This window comes from Nocardia sp. NPDC057272 (assembly GCF_042668615.1).
Taxonomy (GTDB): Bacteria; Actinomycetota; Actinomycetes; order Mycobacteriales; family Mycobacteriaceae; genus Nocardia.
The window spans coordinates 52,109-68,238 of the sequence record NZ_JBHUYK010000022.1 but is presented as its reverse complement, the minus strand read 5'-3'; the positions used below and the strand labels follow the sequence as shown (position 1 = coordinate 68,238).

The 16,130-nt window shown below is 67.8% G+C and carries 14 protein-coding genes, 1 tRNA gene and 1 other RNA gene; 7 read left to right on the top strand and 9 right to left on the bottom strand.

Annotation, left to right across the window (positions count from 1 at the left end):
* Positions 1 to 11: 11 nt before the first annotated feature.
* Positions 12 to 1,289, top strand: coding sequence for an ammonium transporter (locus tag ACFULV_RS25685; protein ID WP_378660914.1), 1,278 nt, complete (start codon positions 12 to 14; stop codon positions 1,287 to 1,289).
* Here the strand turns inward: ACFULV_RS25685 and ACFULV_RS25680 are convergent.
* Together ACFULV_RS25680 and ACFULV_RS25675 are read right to left on the bottom strand one after the other, a co-directional pair.
* Positions 1,286 to 2,311 carry a neutral zinc metallopeptidase gene (locus ACFULV_RS25680; protein ID WP_378660992.1) on the bottom strand — a complete coding sequence of 342 codons (1,026 nt, stop codon included), beginning with the start codon at positions 2,309 to 2,311 and terminating at the stop codon, positions 1,286 to 1,288. The two genes, ACFULV_RS25685 and ACFULV_RS25680, sit on opposite strands and share 4 nt — an antisense overlap.
* Before the next feature lie 257 nt (positions 2,312 to 2,568).
* Positions 2,569 to 3,480, bottom strand: a complete 912-nt coding sequence (locus tag ACFULV_RS25675) for a neutral zinc metallopeptidase (protein ID WP_062990214.1) — start codon at positions 3,478 to 3,480, stop codon at positions 2,569 to 2,571.
* A gap of 278 nt (positions 3,481 to 3,758) precedes the next feature.
* Between ACFULV_RS25675 and ACFULV_RS25670 the strand changes: the two genes are divergently transcribed.
* Positions 3,759 to 5,381 carry a DUF2207 family protein gene (locus ACFULV_RS25670; protein WP_378638585.1) on the top strand — a complete coding sequence of 541 codons (1,623 nt, stop codon included), beginning with the start codon at positions 3,759 to 3,761 and terminating at the stop codon, positions 5,379 to 5,381.
* Positions 5,382 to 5,441: 60 nt separating this feature from the next.
* On the opposite strand, the gene ACFULV_RS25665 is transcribed toward ACFULV_RS25670, so the two are convergent.
* The 3 genes from ACFULV_RS25665 to ACFULV_RS25655 all read right to left on the bottom strand — a co-directional run bounded on the left by ACFULV_RS25665 (position 5,442) and on the right by ACFULV_RS25655 (position 8,476).
* Positions 5,442 to 6,722 (bottom strand): ROK family protein, encoded by a 1,281-nt coding sequence (locus ACFULV_RS25665; protein WP_378660911.1) that lies wholly within the window; start codon positions 6,720 to 6,722, stop codon positions 5,442 to 5,444.
* 365 nt (positions 6,723 to 7,087) lie between these two features.
* A complete protein-coding gene (locus ACFULV_RS25660) occupies positions 7,088 to 7,792 on the bottom strand; it encodes a hypothetical protein (protein WP_378638579.1) in 705 nt (234 codons plus the stop codon).
* Positions 7,793 to 7,897: 105 nt separating this feature from the next.
* A complete protein-coding gene (locus tag ACFULV_RS25655) occupies positions 7,898 to 8,476 on the bottom strand; it encodes an HhH-GPD-type base excision DNA repair protein (RefSeq protein ID WP_378660909.1) in 579 nt (192 codons plus the stop codon).
* A gap of 76 nt (positions 8,477 to 8,552) precedes the next feature.
* On the opposite strand from ACFULV_RS25655, the gene ACFULV_RS25650 reads away from it, so the two are divergent.
* Positions 8,553 to 9,359 carry a methyltransferase domain-containing protein gene (locus ACFULV_RS25650; RefSeq protein ID WP_378638688.1) on the top strand — a complete coding sequence of 269 codons (807 nt, stop codon included), beginning with the start codon at positions 8,553 to 8,555 and terminating at the stop codon, positions 9,357 to 9,359.
* 42 nt (positions 9,360 to 9,401) lie between these two features.
* On the opposite strand, the gene ACFULV_RS25645 is transcribed toward ACFULV_RS25650, so the two are convergent.
* The 3 genes from ACFULV_RS25645 to ACFULV_RS25635 form a co-directional block, all read right to left on the bottom strand.
* A complete protein-coding gene (locus ACFULV_RS25645; RefSeq protein ID WP_378638574.1) occupies positions 9,402 to 10,685 on the bottom strand; it encodes an aminotransferase class I/II-fold pyridoxal phosphate-dependent enzyme in 1,284 nt (427 codons plus the stop codon).
* Between the two features lie 166 nt (positions 10,686 to 10,851).
* Positions 10,852 to 10,946, bottom strand: an RNA gene (ffs, locus tag ACFULV_RS25640) — signal recognition particle sRNA small type.
* Positions 10,947 to 10,972: 26 nt separating this feature from the next.
* Positions 10,973 to 11,527 carry a TetR/AcrR family transcriptional regulator gene (locus tag ACFULV_RS25635; RefSeq protein WP_378660906.1) on the bottom strand — a complete coding sequence of 185 codons (555 nt, stop codon included), beginning with the start codon at positions 11,525 to 11,527 and terminating at the stop codon, positions 10,973 to 10,975.
* 166 nt (positions 11,528 to 11,693) lie between these two features.
* Here ACFULV_RS25635 and ACFULV_RS25630 point away from each other — a divergent pair, with 166 nt between their 5' ends.
* From ACFULV_RS25630 to ACFULV_RS25620, 3 genes are all read left to right on the top strand, one after another.
* Entirely contained in the window at positions 11,694 to 12,680 is a 987-nt protein-coding gene (locus tag ACFULV_RS25630) for a hypothetical protein (protein ID WP_378638569.1), read from the top strand.
* Between the two features lie 67 nt (positions 12,681 to 12,747).
* A tRNA-Ser gene (locus ACFULV_RS25625) sits at positions 12,748 to 12,832 on the top strand.
* Positions 12,833 to 13,095: 263 nt separating this feature from the next.
* Positions 13,096 to 13,524: a DUF5994 family protein gene (locus ACFULV_RS25620; protein WP_378660903.1), complete on the top strand. Its 429-nt coding sequence runs from the start codon at positions 13,096 to 13,098 to the stop codon at positions 13,522 to 13,524.
* Positions 13,525 to 13,563: 39 nt separating this feature from the next.
* On the opposite strand, the gene ACFULV_RS25615 is transcribed toward ACFULV_RS25620, so the two are convergent.
* Entirely contained in the window at positions 13,564 to 15,015 is a 1,452-nt protein-coding gene (locus ACFULV_RS25615; RefSeq protein ID WP_378638563.1) for a threonine/serine exporter ThrE family protein, read from the bottom strand.
* 379 nt (positions 15,016 to 15,394) lie between these two features.
* On the opposite strand from ACFULV_RS25615, the gene ACFULV_RS25610 reads away from it, so the two are divergent.
* Complete coding sequence (locus ACFULV_RS25610) at positions 15,395 to 16,039, top strand: helix-turn-helix domain-containing protein (RefSeq protein WP_378638560.1); 645 nt, start codon at positions 15,395 to 15,397, stop codon at positions 16,037 to 16,039.
* The last annotated feature ends 91 nt before the right edge of the window (positions 16,040 to 16,130 follow it).

Below are 16,130 nucleotides of genomic sequence, written 5' to 3'. Positions count from 1 at the left end.
AAGGAGTTACCGTGCCCGCAACGATCGACCCGGCGGCCACTGCTTGGCTACTCGCGGCCACCGCCATGGTGCTGTTGATGACGCCGGCACTGGCCGTCTTCTACGGCGGGATGGTGCGCTCGACCGGCGTGCTGAACATGCTGATGATGAGCTTCATCGCGATCCCGCTGGTCACCGTGGTCTGGCTGGTCGCCGGCTACAGCCTCGCGTTCGGTGACGACGCGGGTGGTGGCCTCATCGGCAATCTCGAGCATCTCGGGCTGGCCGGGATCAATCCCGACTCCGTCCGCGGCACCATTCCGGAACTGCTGTTCGTCACCTTCCAGCTGACGTTCGCGATCCTGACCGCCGCCCTGGTCTCTGGCGCCATCGCCGACCGTGCCAAGTTCGCGGGCTGGATGGTGTTCGTTCCGCTGTGGACGCTGGCGGTGTACGCGCCGATCGCGCACTGGGTGTGGGGACCGGACGGCTGGCTGCTGAACTTCGGCGCGCTCGACTACGCGGGCGGCCTGGTGGTCGAGATCGCCTCCGGCGCTTCCGCGCTGGCCCTGGCGCTGGTCCTCGGACCGCGAATCGGTTTCAACATCGATGCGATGCGTCCGCACAACCTGCCGTTCGTGCTGCTCGGGGCCGGTCTGCTGTGGTTCGGCTGGTTCGGTTTCAACGCGGGCTCCGCACTGGGCGCCACCGGCACCGCGGCGGCTGTCTTCCTGAACACCCTGGTCGCGAGCAGTCTCGGCATGCTCGGCTGGCTCATCGTCGAACAGATCCGCGACGGCAGGCCGACCACATTCGGTGCGGCCTCGGGCGCGGTGGCCGGTCTGGTCGCGATCACCCCGTCCTGCGGCGTGGTGAACACTCTCGGTGCGGTGCTGGTCGGCCTGGCCGCCGGCGTGGTGTGTTCGTTCGCGGTCGGCTGGAAACACAAAGCGGGCTACGACGATTCGCTCGACGTGGTCGGCGTGCACTTCGTGGGCGGCATCGTGGGCACGGTCCTGATCGGCCTGCTGGCCACCCAGGTGATGACCGGCGGCGTGAACGGGCTGCTCTACGGCGGCGGCCTCGCCCAGCTCGGCAAGCAGCTCGTCGCGGTCCTGGTGGTGGCGGCCTATGCCTTCGCGGTCTCGTGGGTGCTCGGCAAGGGCATCGACAAGATCATCGGCTTCCGCGTGAGCAAGGAAGACGAGACAGCGGGCATCGACTTCGCCCTGCACGCCGAAACCGCCTACGCCGAAGGGGTTCACGGCTCCTCGCCCCGCCGCTTCGGCGAGGGCCACTACGGCAGCTAACTGACCTCGTCGGCTGGTGCCAGCCAGGTGTTGCATTCGAAGTTGCGGTTCTTCGAGTAGCCCTGGTTGTACCAGTTGCCGTTGTGGTCCGGAGTGCCGTGATCGCGGTGGCGGCCATCGCCGTCACCGCGGTTGTAGTTGTGCTTCACCGCGGCGTAGCCCTCCTGCGAGGTCCACGAACCGCCCGCTTCCGACGAACCGATGTACATGCCGCCGAAACAGCTGGCCTGCAACTCCATTCGGCGCGATGTCTCCAGACCGCCCGCCGACATCGTGCCCTGCTCGCGACGCTGGTTCGATGAGGCCTGCAGCAGGCCGGTGAGTCCCTGGATGTGGTGGCCGTATTCGTGGGCGTACACCGATAGCGCTTCCATCGGCGGATATGGGGTGTTGTGGATGACAAGGCCGGCTGTCGACATGTAGATGGTGCTCGAGGCGCTGCAGTAGAACGCGTCGCTGCTGGCGCCGCCACACGGCGACGACAGCTCCGAAGGCTGTTCCGCGACAACCAGACCCGGGCTCTTGAACGGCAGGTTCGCGGCTGCCAGATTTGACCGCCACATCTGATCCAGGCAGACCTGCGCCGCCGCGAAGAAGGCTTTGGCCACCGTCGCGGCGGTCGACCAGCGCGGCAGATCGCAGTCCATGTTCGTCAGCCCCGCGTCGTTGTCCTTGAACAACGGATGCTGACCGAGGGCGATAACAGGTTGCGGCCCCGCCGGTTTGGTCGTTGTCGGCGCGGTGGTGCGCGCGGTGGTCGTGGCTCGCGCTGACGTCGGATTCGTGGTCGGCACCGGCGAGTTCGAGCTGTAGGTGAAACTCGGCGGCGTCGTCTTGGCGACCGAGCCGGGCGAACTCTGATCGGACAGGGCCACCGCGGCGACCAGCAACCCGATGACCCCGAACACGGTCAACACCGTCAACACCGCACCGACCGCCCCCGAACCACCCCGACGCGGCGGCGGATACCCCTGCGGCGCATAACCGTACGGCGGCGGCAACGGCCTACCGTAAGGCGGCATCACGGGCCGACCGTACTGTGGCATCTGTCCCCCATACGGCGGCATCTGCCCGCCATGCGGCGGCATGGGCCTACCGTACGGCGGCTGCGGAGGAGGCGGGGGATACATAGAAATCACCTGACAACTGATCACGCACGGACATGGGTAACTCACCGGGAACGGGCTGACTCACCCCGCACCACACCGTCAGCCGCCAACGCTACCTATGTGGCACACGAGTCCGGCCAGAAGACGTGGGGAGGCGGAACAGCACAGCCTCAGTTCACTTCGCTCGCGGACACCGTGAAGGTGTTGCACTGGGCCGTGAGGTTGCGGTCCAGGCCGGTTTCGAACCACTGGCCGCCGTGCTCGGCGGTGCCGTGGTCGCGCATGTCGCCGGGGCCGTCACCGCGGCCGTAGGAATCCTTGGTGGCGACCGTGACCTGCGAGGAGGTCAGCGAGCCACCGCCCTTCGAGGAGGCGATGAACATGCCGTCGAAGCAGTTGGCCTGCAACTCGACTCGGCGCGAGAGCTCGAGGCCCTTGGCCGAGCGGGCGCCCGCGTCGACGCGCTCGCTGTTGGCCTTGCGCAGGATGCCCGACTGAGCCTGTACGTGGTGGCCGTACTCGTGCGCGAACACCGACAGGTACACCACCCAGTTGTCGCGGAACTGCTCGGTCTGCAGCTGGCTGATCGGCATGTAGATGGTCTTGTTCGCCGGGCAGTAGAAGGCGGCGAAGTTACTCGTCGACCCGGTGCACGGGGTGGTGATGCCGTCGGTGGTCGCGGTGACGCTGAGCGTCGGCGACTCGAAGGGCAGATTGTTCTCCGCCAGCAGCGGTTTCCATGCCGACTCGAGGCACTTCGCGGCCGACTCGAAGAAGGCGCGCGCCTTGTCCACCTGGGTGCCCCACGGCGCGTAGTTGCACGATGCCGGGACCAGGGTGCCGTCGGAGTCGGTGAGCAGCGGATTGTCGCCGGTCGCGGCAGGCGCGGTACCGGGCTGCGGGGTATAGGTGGTGGTCGGTTTCGGGCCGATCGCGCCGATGCCCAGGTCGACGCCGGTATTGACGGCGTACTTCACCAGACCGCCGACCAGCAGGAAGATGACGACCAGGATTGCCGAAGTGAAGCCGCCGCCCCGCTTTCGCGGCGGCGGAGTCGGCCTGCCCGGCGGCCCGTAGGGCATCGGCGGCGGGCGGTATCCCGGCGGCGGACCATAAGCCGGACGCTGCCCATAACCCTGTGGATAGCCCTGCGGCTGTGGATGACCTGGCTGCCCGTAACCCGGTTGTGGCCGGTATCCCGGGGGCGGACCATAGCCGGGGGGTGGTGGAACCGGTCGTCCACCTGGGCCGTTCGGCCCATAACCGTACGGTGGTTGAGTCACTCCCCCGTACCCCCCTCGTCTCATGAGTCGTCGACAGCCGCTGACGCAGAATAGCAAGCTGTCTAGAGTAAGCACCCATGCTGACTTTTCGGGGGGGCGCCGCAGGCGCGCTGCTGCTCGCTGCGGCGGGTTTGCTCGTGGCCGCGCCGGTAGCCCATACGGAGCCCTCGACCTCCGGTGTTTCGATCACCGCCGACCTCACACTCACCGAAACCGGTGTGCTCGAAGTCATCGAAACTGTCGCGGTCCCCGCCGACGGGAATTTCACGATGTCGCTGCCGTTGCGCCTCAAGGTCGGTGACGACGTCGAACGGGTCTTCAAGGTCACCGATGTGACCGCGAGCGGTACCGGCACCGCCACCACCGTCAACGACCAGTTCGTCGTCGAGGCGAAGCCGGGCGAATCGAAGTTCACGTATACGGTGCACAACACCGTCTCCGACATGCCGGGCACGCAGGTGTTCCACTGGCTGGGCGTGCTCAACGCCGATATCGCCGTGCTCGACGTCTCGGTGATCAGCCCGAGCTTCCAGATGGGCATCGTCGACTGCAAACTCGGCTCGGCGGGCAATGCCAAGCCGTGCGCCGATGTCCACACCGAACCCGACGGCGTGCTCTATCTGCACCAGACCGACCTGCGCAAGGGCGATGCCATCGACCTCACCTTGCAGATGCCGCCCGGCACCGTGCCCGCGAATGCCGATGTGCGCGGCGGTGGTACGGGCCCGTTCGCCTTCACCACCCCCGTGCTCGCGGCCTTCGGCGCCTTCCTGCTCGCGCTGGCAGGCATGATCGCCTACGTGCTGCTGGCACGGAAGCGGGCCGCCGCCGCGGTGGCGGGCAGCGACGCTTTCGATCCGCTGATCCAGCAGGCAGGCCGCGTGGAGTTCACCTCCCCCGATGGCGTGCTCCCCGGCGAGGCGGGCCTGATCATCGACGAACACGCCGATCCGGTCGACATCGCCGCCACCGTCGTCGATCTCGCCGTCCGGCGCTACCTGTGGATCACCCCGGTGAACGCGCGTGGCGAAGACGATTGGCGCATCAGCCGCGTCAACGCTCCCGACGACCAGCTGCGCGAATACGAGCGCACCGTCTACGACATGCTGCTCCCCGAAGGCACCGACACCGTCGCCGTCCGCGAACTGCGCGCCCCCGGCCGCCTGCAACTGGACCCGATCCGCGCGGCCATGCGCAACGACGCCGTCGCCACCGGCGCCTTCGCCGACCCGAAACAGCGCGCTCTCCCCCGCTGGATCGGCGCCGCCCTGATCGTCCTCGGCCTGATCATCACCGTCACCCTCGCCCTGACCGCGGGCCACGCCTTGGTCGGCGTAGCCATCGCTCTGGCGGGCGGAGCGGCGATGCTGCTCCCCAACTACCTCCCCACCCGAACCCCACTCGGCGACACCGTCGCCGGCCGAATCCGCGCGATGCACCGTGGTCTCGACACCGTCGTGCGCGACGGGATCCCGCCCATCGACCAGGAGACGATCTTCTCCCGCGCCCTCCCCTACACGGTGATCAGCGGCCGAGCGGACAACTGGATCCGCACCTTCCGTGACATGAACCCCGCAGCCGACTCCCAACCCGGCCTCTACTGGTTCGCCGGCTACGACCGAGACCCCAACCTGCACCGCTTCGCCGCCCAGTTCCCGTTCTTCATCACGGCACTGGAGGGAGCCTTCAACCCGCGCTGAGCGACCCGGGATACGAAAAGGCCCTGCTACTCGTCAAGAGTCGCAGGGCCTTTCGCTGTGCTATACCCGGCGGACAGCCGCCAGCGGGTCCGCGTACAACGCGCTCAACGACGTCACCACCGCGGCGAATTCCTGGACCTTCCCCCCGAATCCACTGATCCGGATATCGGTGGCGGCCAGCTGCGTGCTCTGCGAAAACGCGCGAGCCACATGCCCCAGCGCGGGCCGGTATCCCGTGAAAGCCTGCCCGCCCAGCACAACTCGATCCGGGTTGAGCATGTCGCGAACCAGCGCGACGGTCTGTCCAAGCATCGTCGCCCGCTCGGCGAGCAGTTCCCGCGCCGATTCGGACCCGGACTCGGCCGCCCGATACAGATCACTGATCGTGGTCCCGGCAGTCCCGTTGTGGGCCGGGATGATTCCGCGTCCGACAGCCCGAGCCTGCAGGGCCCGATCACCGACGGTCACTTCCAGGCAGCCGCGCCGGCCGCACGTGCACTGCACATCGGAGCCCGTCGGCAAATGCGCGATCGACCCGGGCCCATTGCTCGGGGTGTGTACCCGGCCGTCGAGGGTGACGGCGATGCCCGCGGTCTCGCGGACGTAGAAGTAGAGGCTGCTGCCGTGCTGGGCAGCGGGAAGTTCGGTATCGGGCTCGGGCCTGCGCGCGTCGAAGGTGGGCAGCAGCAGCTCCGAGGCAGCCATCGCCTCGACGTGCGGGGCGACGGAAACCGGCAGCTCGAGCACATCGCCGAGCACCTGCCCGATCGGCGCGCCCTTCCATTCCAGCTTCGGATGGTCGACCACACCGCTCTGCGGATCCACCCGCCCACCGATGGCCACACCGGCCCACAGCGGGGTCCGCCGATGCCACCGCTGCAGGAACGCCTTGGCGCTGCGCGCGACGGTGGTGACCGCGAATTCCTGCCCGGTCTGGGGTGTGGCGATGGCGAGCCCGCCGAGAATGCGGCCACGCAGATCAGCGGCGACGATCTTCGTCGCCTCGGCGCCGATATGAATGCCCAGCGTGAGGTAGGCGTCGTGATCGATCTCGAAGGGCACCCGCGGCCTGCCGACCGCGCCCGCGGCGGTCAGATCGGGCCGCTCACGCAGCAGTCCCGCCGAAAGCAGCGACGCCACTTGCCGATTGACGGTGGCGATACTCAAACCCGTTGCTCGCGCGGCATTGTCGCGCGAGACCGGACCGGAGGCCGCGGTACGCAGCACCGCCGCGGCGGGGTTGTCGCTACGCCGCAGCTCCGGCGGCACAACGGGGCGGGAAACACGAGGGCGACCGGCGCCCGTCCGGGAGACGGGGCGATCGATGATGGGAGCAGACATATGAAGTTCCTTGCCAAAAATCCCGTTATCCCAACGGGATTGCCTACACGTGGGGCGTGGCAGCTCGCGAACCTGAAGGGCTCAGCTGCAGAAGCAGGAACGACACAGTTCGCGCGTCAACGGCAACCGCAAGCCCAGAGCGGCGGTCACGTAGGTGACCCGCTGGGCGGTGAGATGGTTGCTGGACATAACAATCAAGTTAACACCGAATCCCGACCCATCCAAGCCAAACCGGCGAATTGTGCGCTGCGGCACATCATCGCCGCAGGTCAGCGGTGCGCATGACAGGCGCAATGGGTGTCAACGGCAAAACCCCCCGCGGGGAACCGGAGTTCCCGCAGGGGGTTTCGACGACCCGGCCGGACCTACTTGGCCGGTGCGTTGAACGGCGCGGAGATCGTGGAGAAGTACTGGATCGCAGCACCGATCGCCACCGGGGCGGTGATGAAGATCTGGCCCAGGATGACGCCGAGGGCACCGATCGTGGTGGCGCCGACGACGCAGCCGCCGATGCCGCCGGGGAGGGCGCCGAAGATCGCGCCGAGCACGCCACCGGCGACCAGGCCGCCCGCCGCACCCGCGACGCAACCGAGCGCGGCGCCGCCGAGGCCACCGACCAGGGTGCCGATAGCGGCACCCAGCGAGATGGTGGAGGTCAGACGGCTCCAGGCAGCCTGCTCACGCTCGTACTCGGTCTTCCACGGCGCCTTGTCCTCATAGGGCAGCGCGACCGGCTTGTAGACCGCCTTGGCCGGATCCAGCTGCGGGGTCAGGGTCGCGGTGTTGCCCGAGATCTCGGCCGCGATCGGCAGCTCGAACTCGTCGAGGCGGAAACTCAGGGGGGTGCCCGCGAGGGTGGCGCCGTTGGGAGCCTTGATCTTGAACACACCGTCCTCTTCGACCAGCGAGCCGGCATCAGTGGTGATGACGGCCTTCGAATCGTCGACGACCTCGGCGGTGTAGTTGATCGGGGCGGCTTCCTCGGCCGGCGCGGCGTTCACGGTGCCCGCCGTGATGCCCGTAGCCACGGTCAGGAGCGCCGCGACAACGGCGAACTTCCTCATCTTCATAAAACTGCCAATCCCTCATCTGTTGTGGAGCTGTTCGAGATGCAAGCTTCGAGCAGATCCACCCTCGTGACGAGGGAAAAAAGCAGCTAGATCTTAACTAGGAATTCATTTGGAGGCTTTGGCCGCCGCCTTGGCCTGCTTCTTGAATTCTCGTACTTCCGACAATGTTTCGGCATCGACGACATCGGCGACCGAGCGTCGCGACCCGTCATCGCCATAGGATCCGGCCGCTTTTCGCCAGCCGTCGGGCTGCACGCCGCGCTGTTTTCCGAGCAATGCGAGAAAGATCTTCGCCTTCTGCGCCCCGAACCCCGGCAGGTCCTGCAACCGGCGCAGCACCTCCGCGCCGTCGGGATCGCCCGCGGTCCAGATCTGCGCAGGTACGCCGTCATAATGCTCGATCACATACTGGGCGAGCGCTTGGGCCCGCCGCGCCATCGACCGCCCATAACGGTGAATCGCCGGTGGGGTGGCCGCGAGTTCCTCGAATTCGGCCGGATCCGCTTCGGCGATGCGGCGCAGATCGAATCCGCCCATGCGCTCGGCGAGTTTGCGCGGCCCACGAAACGCGTGCTCCATCGGGTACTGCTGGTCGAGCAACATCCCCAGCAGCAGCGCGAAATCGTCGGTGCTGAGTAGTTCGTCGGCCTCGGATTCCTGCGCGAGGCACAGCGTGCGAGTCATACATTCATCGTGACACATTTCACCAGTAGCCTCTGAGTCCATGCTCACGAGGACTGCTCCCACTCTGGCGGTGCGAATGACCGACTACACCCCACGCCCGGCCCGCTTCGACCGAGCGGCCCGGGATCAGCTGATCGACGCCCATGATCTGGAAGTCACCCGGCCCGGTATGCGCGCGCTCGGCGCCTGGAGTCACCACGCGCTGGCGCTGCGGCCCGGCGAGAGTGCCCTCGATATCGGATCAGGCACCGGTTCGGAGGTGTTCACCTTCGCCGAGGAGGTCGGGCCCCACGGCACCGCGGTCGGCGTCGAGCCTGATCCGAATCTGCTGGCCTCGGCGCAGCGCCGTGCGGTGGAGTCCGGATCGAGCGCGAGCTTCGTCTCCGGCGATGCCTACGGCTTACCGTTCGGCGCCGACACCTTCGACGCGGTGCTGTGTGAACGGGTGTTCCAGCACCTCACCGCACCCGCGCGGGCGGCGGCCGAGATCGCCAGGGTGTTGCGGCCCGGCGGGCGCGCGGTGGTGGTGGACTGCGACTGGGCGACCGCGATCGTGCATCCCGGCAACCCCCGGGTGGTGAGCGCGGTGATCGACACTCTGATCTCCTCGACCACCAATCCGCTCTCGGGCCGTCGCCTCGCCGGGCTGCTCAGCGCCACCGGCCTGGTGGTCGACGAGATCGGCTCACACGCGCTGGTGCAGGACCGAACGGTCGGCGCGGGCGCGCTGGTGCGTCGCATCGCGGACCTGGCCGCCCTGCGCGGGGCGATCACCGCGAGCGATCGCGATCAACTCCTCGCCGACCTCCAGGCAGGCGCGGACCGCGGCGACATCCATATCTCGGTCACCCTGTTCGGCACGCTGGTGACCAAACCGAACTGAGCATGGGCGGGGCCTCTGCGGGCCCCACCCACGCCGGTGATCTCAGAGCAGCTTCTCCGTGGCCGCGAGCAGCACGCAGGTCGCGAGTCCGTCCATCGCCTTCTCCAGTTCCGGCAGCTGCGGGAAGCTGGGGGCGATGCGGATGTTCTTGTCCTCGGGATCCTTGCTGTACGGGAACGCCGAGCCCGCGGCGGTGAGCGCGATGCCCGCCTCCTTGGCCAGCGCGATCACCCGGGCCGCGGTGCCCTCGAGCACGTCGAGGCTGATGAAGTAGCCGCCCTTGGGCTCGGTCCACGACGCCACCTTCGACGCGCCGAGGCGGTCTTCCAGGATGCGGCGCACGAGCGCGAACTTGGGTTCGAGCAGCGCGCGGTGCTTCTGCATGTGCTCGCGTACACCCTCGGCATCGGTGAAGAAGCGCAGGTGCCGCAGCTGGTTGAGCTTGTCGGGGCCGATGCTCTTCTTCGCGGCGTGCGACAGATACCAGTCGATGTTGGCCTGCGACGCTCCGAAGAAGCTCACGCCCGCACCGGCGAAGGTGATCTTGGAGGTCGACGCGAACACCAGTGGACGGTTCGGGTTGCCTGCCGCCTCGGCCAGGCCGAGTACGTCGACGACCGGCGCCGCGGTGTCGGTGAGCGGGTGCACCGCGTAGGCGTTGTCCCAGAACAGCCGGAAGTCCGGTGCCGCGGCCGGCAGCGAAACCAGTTCGCGGACAATCTCTTCCGAGTAAACGACGCCGGTGGGGTTGGAGTAGTTCGGCACCGCCCACAGGCCCTTGATCTGCGGGTCGTTCGCCAGCAGCGTCGCGATGGCGTGGACATCAGGGCCGTCGTGGCGCATCGGGATGGTGATCATCTCGATGCCGAGCGCCTCGGTGATGGCGAAGTGCCGGTCGTAGCCGGGGGCCGGACACAGCCACTTGATCGGCTCGTCGTCGACCCAGCGGCGCGGGGAGTCGGGGGTGCCGTAGAGCATCGAGAACACGATGATGTCGTGCATGATCTCGAGGCTGGCGTTGTTGCCCGCCAGCAGTCGCTCCACGGGGATACCGAGCAGTTCGCCGAAGATCGCGCGCAGTTCCGGCAGACCGGTGAGGCCGCCGTAGTTGCGGCAGTCGGTGCCCGAGCCGTCGCGGAAGTCGCCCTCGCCCGGCAGGGAGAGCAGCGACGAGGACAGGTCGAGTTGCTCCGGCGAGGGCTTACCTCGGGTGAGATCCAGCGTGAGCTTCTCAGTTTTGAGCGTCGCGTATTTCGCGGTCTGGGACTCGTGCTCGGACACGAGTTCCTCGTGGCTCATCAAACCGATCTGCGTTTGCCGGGGCATCCTGGGCAGCCTTTCGAAGCAGCAAGGTGGGTTGCACGCTGTGCGTGCTGACAGGCGCAACGTTACCCGGCGGTTGCTCGGAATCGGCGGGGTATCGGCGCTGGGATCAGGCTCGCACGCTGCGAAGGTGCGTAGGCCGATCGGTCGGAGCGGGGACCCCTGAAATTAAAGGGGACCCCGCGCACCCGGCAGAGCCCGTTGACCCTTGCTGCCTTCCGGCCCTGGGGGAGTTCACAGGATGCTCGCCGCGCGGGATCCGTCGGCCAGTGTAGCGGTTGTTCGCGGTACTAGCGATTCCGGTCTTCGAACAGCAGGTCGGCGGCGCGCGTGAGGACCTCGACGCGGGTGCGGCCCGCGTGATCGGCGGCAAGGAAGTGGCTGCCGATGGTGGCGCAGAAGGCGAGCAGACTCCTGGCTTCGACCTCGTCGGGATCTTCGCAGAACACGCCGATTGTCTCGCGCAGCAACGCCATTCGCGTGTTGTCGACGCGGCGAAGGCGTGCGGCGACGTCGTCGTCGCGGCGGGCCCAGTCGCGGATCGCGAGGTCGATCGGGAGCAGTCGATTGCTGGAGAAGGTGAGCAGGCCCGCCACGCGCGCCTTGGTCTTCGGGTCGAGGGTTTCGACGCGTTCGAGCACCTGGTCGGTCGCTTCGCTCTCCCACACGTCGAGCATCGCGGTGAGCAGTGCGTCGCGGTCGGCGAAGTAGCCGTAGAACCCGCCTTTGGTCACGCCGATGCGCTTGGCCAGCGCCTCGACCCGCACGGCGTCGACGCCGGAGGACGCCAGTACGGCCAGACCTTCCTCGACCCATCTGGCCCGGGGCGTTCGCGCGGTACCCACGACGTGTTCCACCTCATATCCCTCGACGACGACCACATCCGACCAGTCGATACTCGAGTGTACGCAACCGTATAACCGCCGCGCCGACGGTGACGCTGGCTACGATCTATCCGATATCGGCAGCGGGGGGTTCGGTGTTCCCCATGACTGGAGAGGGGGCCCGATCGTGACCGGCCCGAATCAGCGACCACCCGGCGACGGTGTGCCGCCGTCCGACCCCACCGTCGCATGGTGGGAACGACCAGGCGAAGGCGCAGGTCAGAACCCCGCCCAAGCCGACCCGACAGTGCTGCGCGGCAATATCGGCGCGCCCGGCCCGTACACCGCACCGCCCGGGCCCTATCAGAGCGGCGCGAACCCCCAGCCCTACACCGCACCGCCCGGGCCGTATCAGAGCGGCGCGAATCCACAACCGTTCCCGCAGCCGCAGCAGTACGCGCATCCGCAAGCGGGCGCCTATCAGGCGCCGCAGCCGCAATGGGGCGCACCGCCGCGGCCGCCGTCGTCAGGCAACAAGGCGGTCTGGTGGATCGTCGGTGGCGCCATCGTGGCGGTGGGCGCGCTCGTGATCGGGCTGATCGCGTTCACGGCCAACAAGGTCGACGACAACCCCTTCGGTCCCGATCCGGACAAGTGGGCGGGCAGCTACGTCTACAAAGACGGCAAGAACGCCTGCGACCTGGTCGATCTCACCGTGCTGAACCAGTGGTCGTCCACGCGCGAGACGACCACCCACACCGAGCGTGGCCCGTCGGAGTACATCGGCGGCGGCTCCTACGACTGCGACGCCAAGAATCAGGAGTCGGGCCGCAACGCCAACGACGCGGCCCTGGGGCTCGAGGTCGAGTTCAAGACCGAGAGCGAGACCGAGTCCGACTACTCGCGCTGGAAGGGCTACGACACCAAGACCACCGGCAAGGACTACGACCACGGCCCGGTGAGCGGCCTCGGCACAGAGGCGTACTACGCCAGCGAGCAGCACACCTACGGCTCCATCCCGAGCGACTACTCCGTCGTGGTGGCCGCGCACGACAGCAACATCTCGGTGAAGGTGGAGATCGAGGTGTCGACGATGCGCACCGTCGACAAGGCTGCGATGCGCACCGCCGCCGAGACCCAGGTCCGCAAGGTACTGGCCGCTCTGAAGAAGTAGCAGGTCAGAACCGGTCGCGGGGGCCCGGTTTGGCATCGACCCCCTGCGACCCGCTATGCTGCTCCACGGAGGATTCGCCTAGTGGCCTATGGCGCTCGCCTGGAACGCGGGTTGGGTTAACGCCCTCAGGGGTTCAAATCCCCTATCCTCCGCAACAGCAGGGCCCTGATCGGTTCGCCGGTCGGGGCCCTGTTCGTTTAATCGGTGGATCTGTCAGTGGGCTTCCGTAGAGTGAGCCCCGATGGTGCGGGAGACCCCCACCACACCCACATACCGTCGTCGCCGCCCCAACACAGATGTGCGTGCCGACGCAGTCCAGTGGGTACCCAGCCTTCGCGCCGATCCGGAGTTCGGATCGCGCCGGTCGATGCCACGAGCGCGTCGATCGCACAGAAATCAGAAAGTACAGAACGAAGTGAATACATCACCTGAAACGGGCATCGGGCGCGACGCGTCCGGGCCGATCCGGCTGATGCTGCGTGACCGCACAGCCACCACCGGGCCGATCGACGGCGCCTGGTGGCCGCGAACCGACCAGCCGATGACCGAGTTGCACCAGTTGGTGACCGCGGTCGGACCGCGGATCGGCAAGCTGGCCCGGCTCGGATTCGACTGGACCACCAGCGAATCCGGCGACAGCACAGCCCGCAACGACCAGGCCGCGCGCATCATGCACGTGGTCGGCAGCAACGGCGCCGCGCTCGCGCTGCTGGTCATCCCCGCGGCCACCGAGGCACCCGCGGCCCGCAGCCAGATGCGCTGGGCGGCAGGAAAACCGCGCATCCAGGACCCGGCGCCCGCCGACACGGCGGCCGACGGGCCACGCACCCTCGTGCAGATCTGACCAGCACGCTCGTGCAGATCTGAACCTCGCTGATCTACTTCATCGGTCGCTGGTGAACGACGGATCGAAGTCGCGCGGCGCACCACGACGACTCAGCAACCGGTCGAACCATTCACCCAGGATGACGCCCGCGGCCAGCGCGCAGCCGACACCGAACGCCCCGAGGATCTGCCCGAAACCGAGCAGCGTTTCGTCCTCGAGCAGGGCATACAGCCCGCGATATACCTTCAGACCCGGCAGCAGCGGCGTGATGCCCGCCGCCGCGACGACCAGGGGCGGGGTGAGCGCGCGACGCGCCATCAGACCACCGGCGAGGCCGATCACCGTGGCCGCCAGGCCGGCGGACACCACCGGCCCGAAACCGATGTCCTGCGCGCCGAGGAAGGCCATGGTGCCGCCCGCACCGCTGAGCCCGGCCGCGAACAGCGCCCGCCGCTCCGCGTAACAGGCCATCGCGAAGGCGATCGCCGCGACCGCACCGGCCACCAGCTTGATCGCCAGATCATCGGTGTCGCGGCCCGCGCTGGCCGCGATCTCGGGCACCGCGATCCCCATCATCGTCGAGATCCGCAGGGCCAGACCGATGCCCGCGACGATGCCGCCGGTCATCATCACCACTTCGAGCATGCGGGCGGCCGCGGTGATCGGTGCGCCGGTGATGGCGTCCTGCACCGAACCCACCAACTGCTGACCCGACAGCAGCACGGTGATGCCCGCCGCGACGATCAGCGCCGCGTCGGAACGCCAGTGGTCGCTGATCGAGGCGAGCGCGATGGCCGGGATCGTGGCGATGACACCACCGACCATGTGCTGGAAGAACATCGGCAGACCGAGCTGATGCAGGTACCGGTTCACCACGTCGATCGCCGCGGTGCTCACGAAACTGATCGCGGCGAGAACGAACCCACCGCCGAGCAGCACCGCGATCGCCGCCGCCAGCAGCGACCAGCCCGCCGTCGACACCCAGCGCGGGTAGGGGTGGCGCGACGAGATCAGTTCGTCGAGGGCGGCGTGCGCCTGGTCGACAGGGACGATCTGGCTGCGTATGCGGCGCGTCAGCCGGTCGACCGCGGCCAACCGCGTGAAGTCGAGCGAGCGGTACTTCACCACGCGCATATCGCTGGCCGGCGGCAGGCTGGGTCCACGGTCGGCCCAGATACGGATCGCGTCGAAGGTGACGTCGATATCGCAGCTGTTCAGACCGTAGGTCGAGGCGATGAAGCGGACCTGCGCGGACGTGTCACCGACACCGGTACCCGCGGAGAGCACGACCTCACCCACTCGCACGGCCAGGTCGAGTACCTGCGACACCTCGGCGTCGTCGGCGAGGTCGATCGGTTGCAGCGGGGTGGGCGCGGCGACGATGTTGTCGGCGGTGGCCCGTTGCGACGGCAGGACGAACGGCCTGCGCAAGCGCCACCATCGCTGGCGCAGACCTGGGCGTTCGAGGATGGTGGCGCCGTCGCCTTCCGCCAAGGGGTCCGCACTCATACCTCGACGGTAACGGCGATCGCAGCACCTTCGCCGTCTCGCAATCAGTTCGTCAACGTGTCGGTCCGGATTCGGCGGTAGCCGCACGCGTGGTGACGTCCGGGGTCGCGCCGTAGGGTCAGATGTCGTCGATCAATCCGGTGCTGTAGGCCGTCGCCGCCAGGTGCTGTAGGCAGCGCGGGCCGCATCCGTTGTGCTGAGTCAGCACGAAACGGGCCTGCTGGAGCGAAGAAATGGAAGAATCGGCCAGACAGTCGGCATGTGCGGCGCGCCAGTGGTCTTCGTAGCGGAGGGTGGCGGCCCGCGATGTCGGCGGGTCTGGTGCGGAAGTGTCCAGCAGGGTGTGACGGGAGGGGCAGGCAATGGAGGCGATGACTGTATGAACACCGGGACGGGGAAGGTGATCCAGGAGCGGCGCAGGCTGCTCGGGCTCTCGCAGCCCGCGCTGGCCACCGCGATCGGGGTGAGCTCGCGCCAGATCACCAGGTACGAGTCCGAGGAGCAGTCGCCGACGCTGCCGGTCGCGGTCCGATTGGCCGACGCGTTGCAGGTCTCGCTGGCGGAGCTGGCGGGCATCGTCGACAACCGCGTCGACCTGGCGGGTGACTGGTGGGCAGCCTGGCAGAAACCGGCGAACCACGCGGACGAGGTCGAGGTAGCGGCGGTGACCATCCGGCACGAGGGTGACCATCTGATGCTCGACTCGGCCGCCGAACCGCCTGCGCCCGAGGCCGATCCGGTCACCCAGGTGCGTGGCGAGATGCGGGTCTGGGAGGGTGAGGCGCTCACCGGCTGGATGCGCGGCATGGATATCGCGTTCCCGGTCGGCACCATCTACTACTCGCTGCATCCCCAGGGTGCTCATGCCGTCGGCTCGTGGACGACGAAATCGGGCCCCGACGGTCTGGTGCGCGGCTGGAGCGTTCTGGCGCGGGAGAAATCCGACGCCGAGAAGCTGCTGGCGGAAATGCTGCGGACCGACGGCAATGTCGAGTCGTGGCCGGGACCCTCGCGCTCGGCCTGAAGCCGCCGCCTGATCTCGGCGACGCTCGGGCGGCCGCGTTCGGCGGGTGGTGTGAGTAGTAGGTAGCGGCTCAGCGCCCCGAACACGAACA

Coding starts and splice junctions, on each gene's coding strand:
- ACFULV_RS25660 (WP_378638579.1), bottom strand. CDS start 7,792: ATGAAGATGAGGAAGTTCGCCGTTGTCGCGGCGCTCCTGACCGTGGCT.
- ACFULV_RS25675 (WP_062990214.1), bottom strand. CDS start 3,480: ATGCCCTACGGGCCGCCGGGCAGGCCGACTCCGCCGCCGCGAAAGCGG.
- ACFULV_RS25655 (WP_378660909.1), bottom strand. CDS start 8,476: ATGACTCGCACGCTGTGCCTCGCGCAGGAATCCGAGGCCGACGAACTA.
- ACFULV_RS25650 (WP_378638688.1), top strand. CDS start 8,553: ATGACCGACTACACCCCACGCCCGGCCCGCTTCGACCGAGCGGCCCGG.
- ACFULV_RS25645 (WP_378638574.1), bottom strand. CDS start 10,685: ATGCCCCGGCAAACGCAGATCGGTTTGATGAGCCACGAGGAACTCGTG.
- ACFULV_RS25680 (WP_378660992.1), bottom strand. CDS start 2,311: ATGCCGCCTTACGGTAGGCCGTTGCCGCCGCCGTACGGTTATGCGCCG.
- ACFULV_RS25665 (WP_378660911.1), bottom strand. CDS start 6,722: ATGTCTGCTCCCATCATCGATCGCCCCGTCTCCCGGACGGGCGCCGGT.
- ACFULV_RS25610 (WP_378638560.1), top strand. CDS start 15,395: ATGAACACCGGGACGGGGAAGGTGATCCAGGAGCGGCGCAGGCTGCTC.
- ACFULV_RS25670 (WP_378638585.1), top strand. CDS start 3,759: ATGCTGACTTTTCGGGGGGGCGCCGCAGGCGCGCTGCTGCTCGCTGCG.
- ACFULV_RS25615 (WP_378638563.1), bottom strand. CDS start 15,015: ATGAGTGCGGACCCCTTGGCGGAAGGCGACGGCGCCACCATCCTCGAA.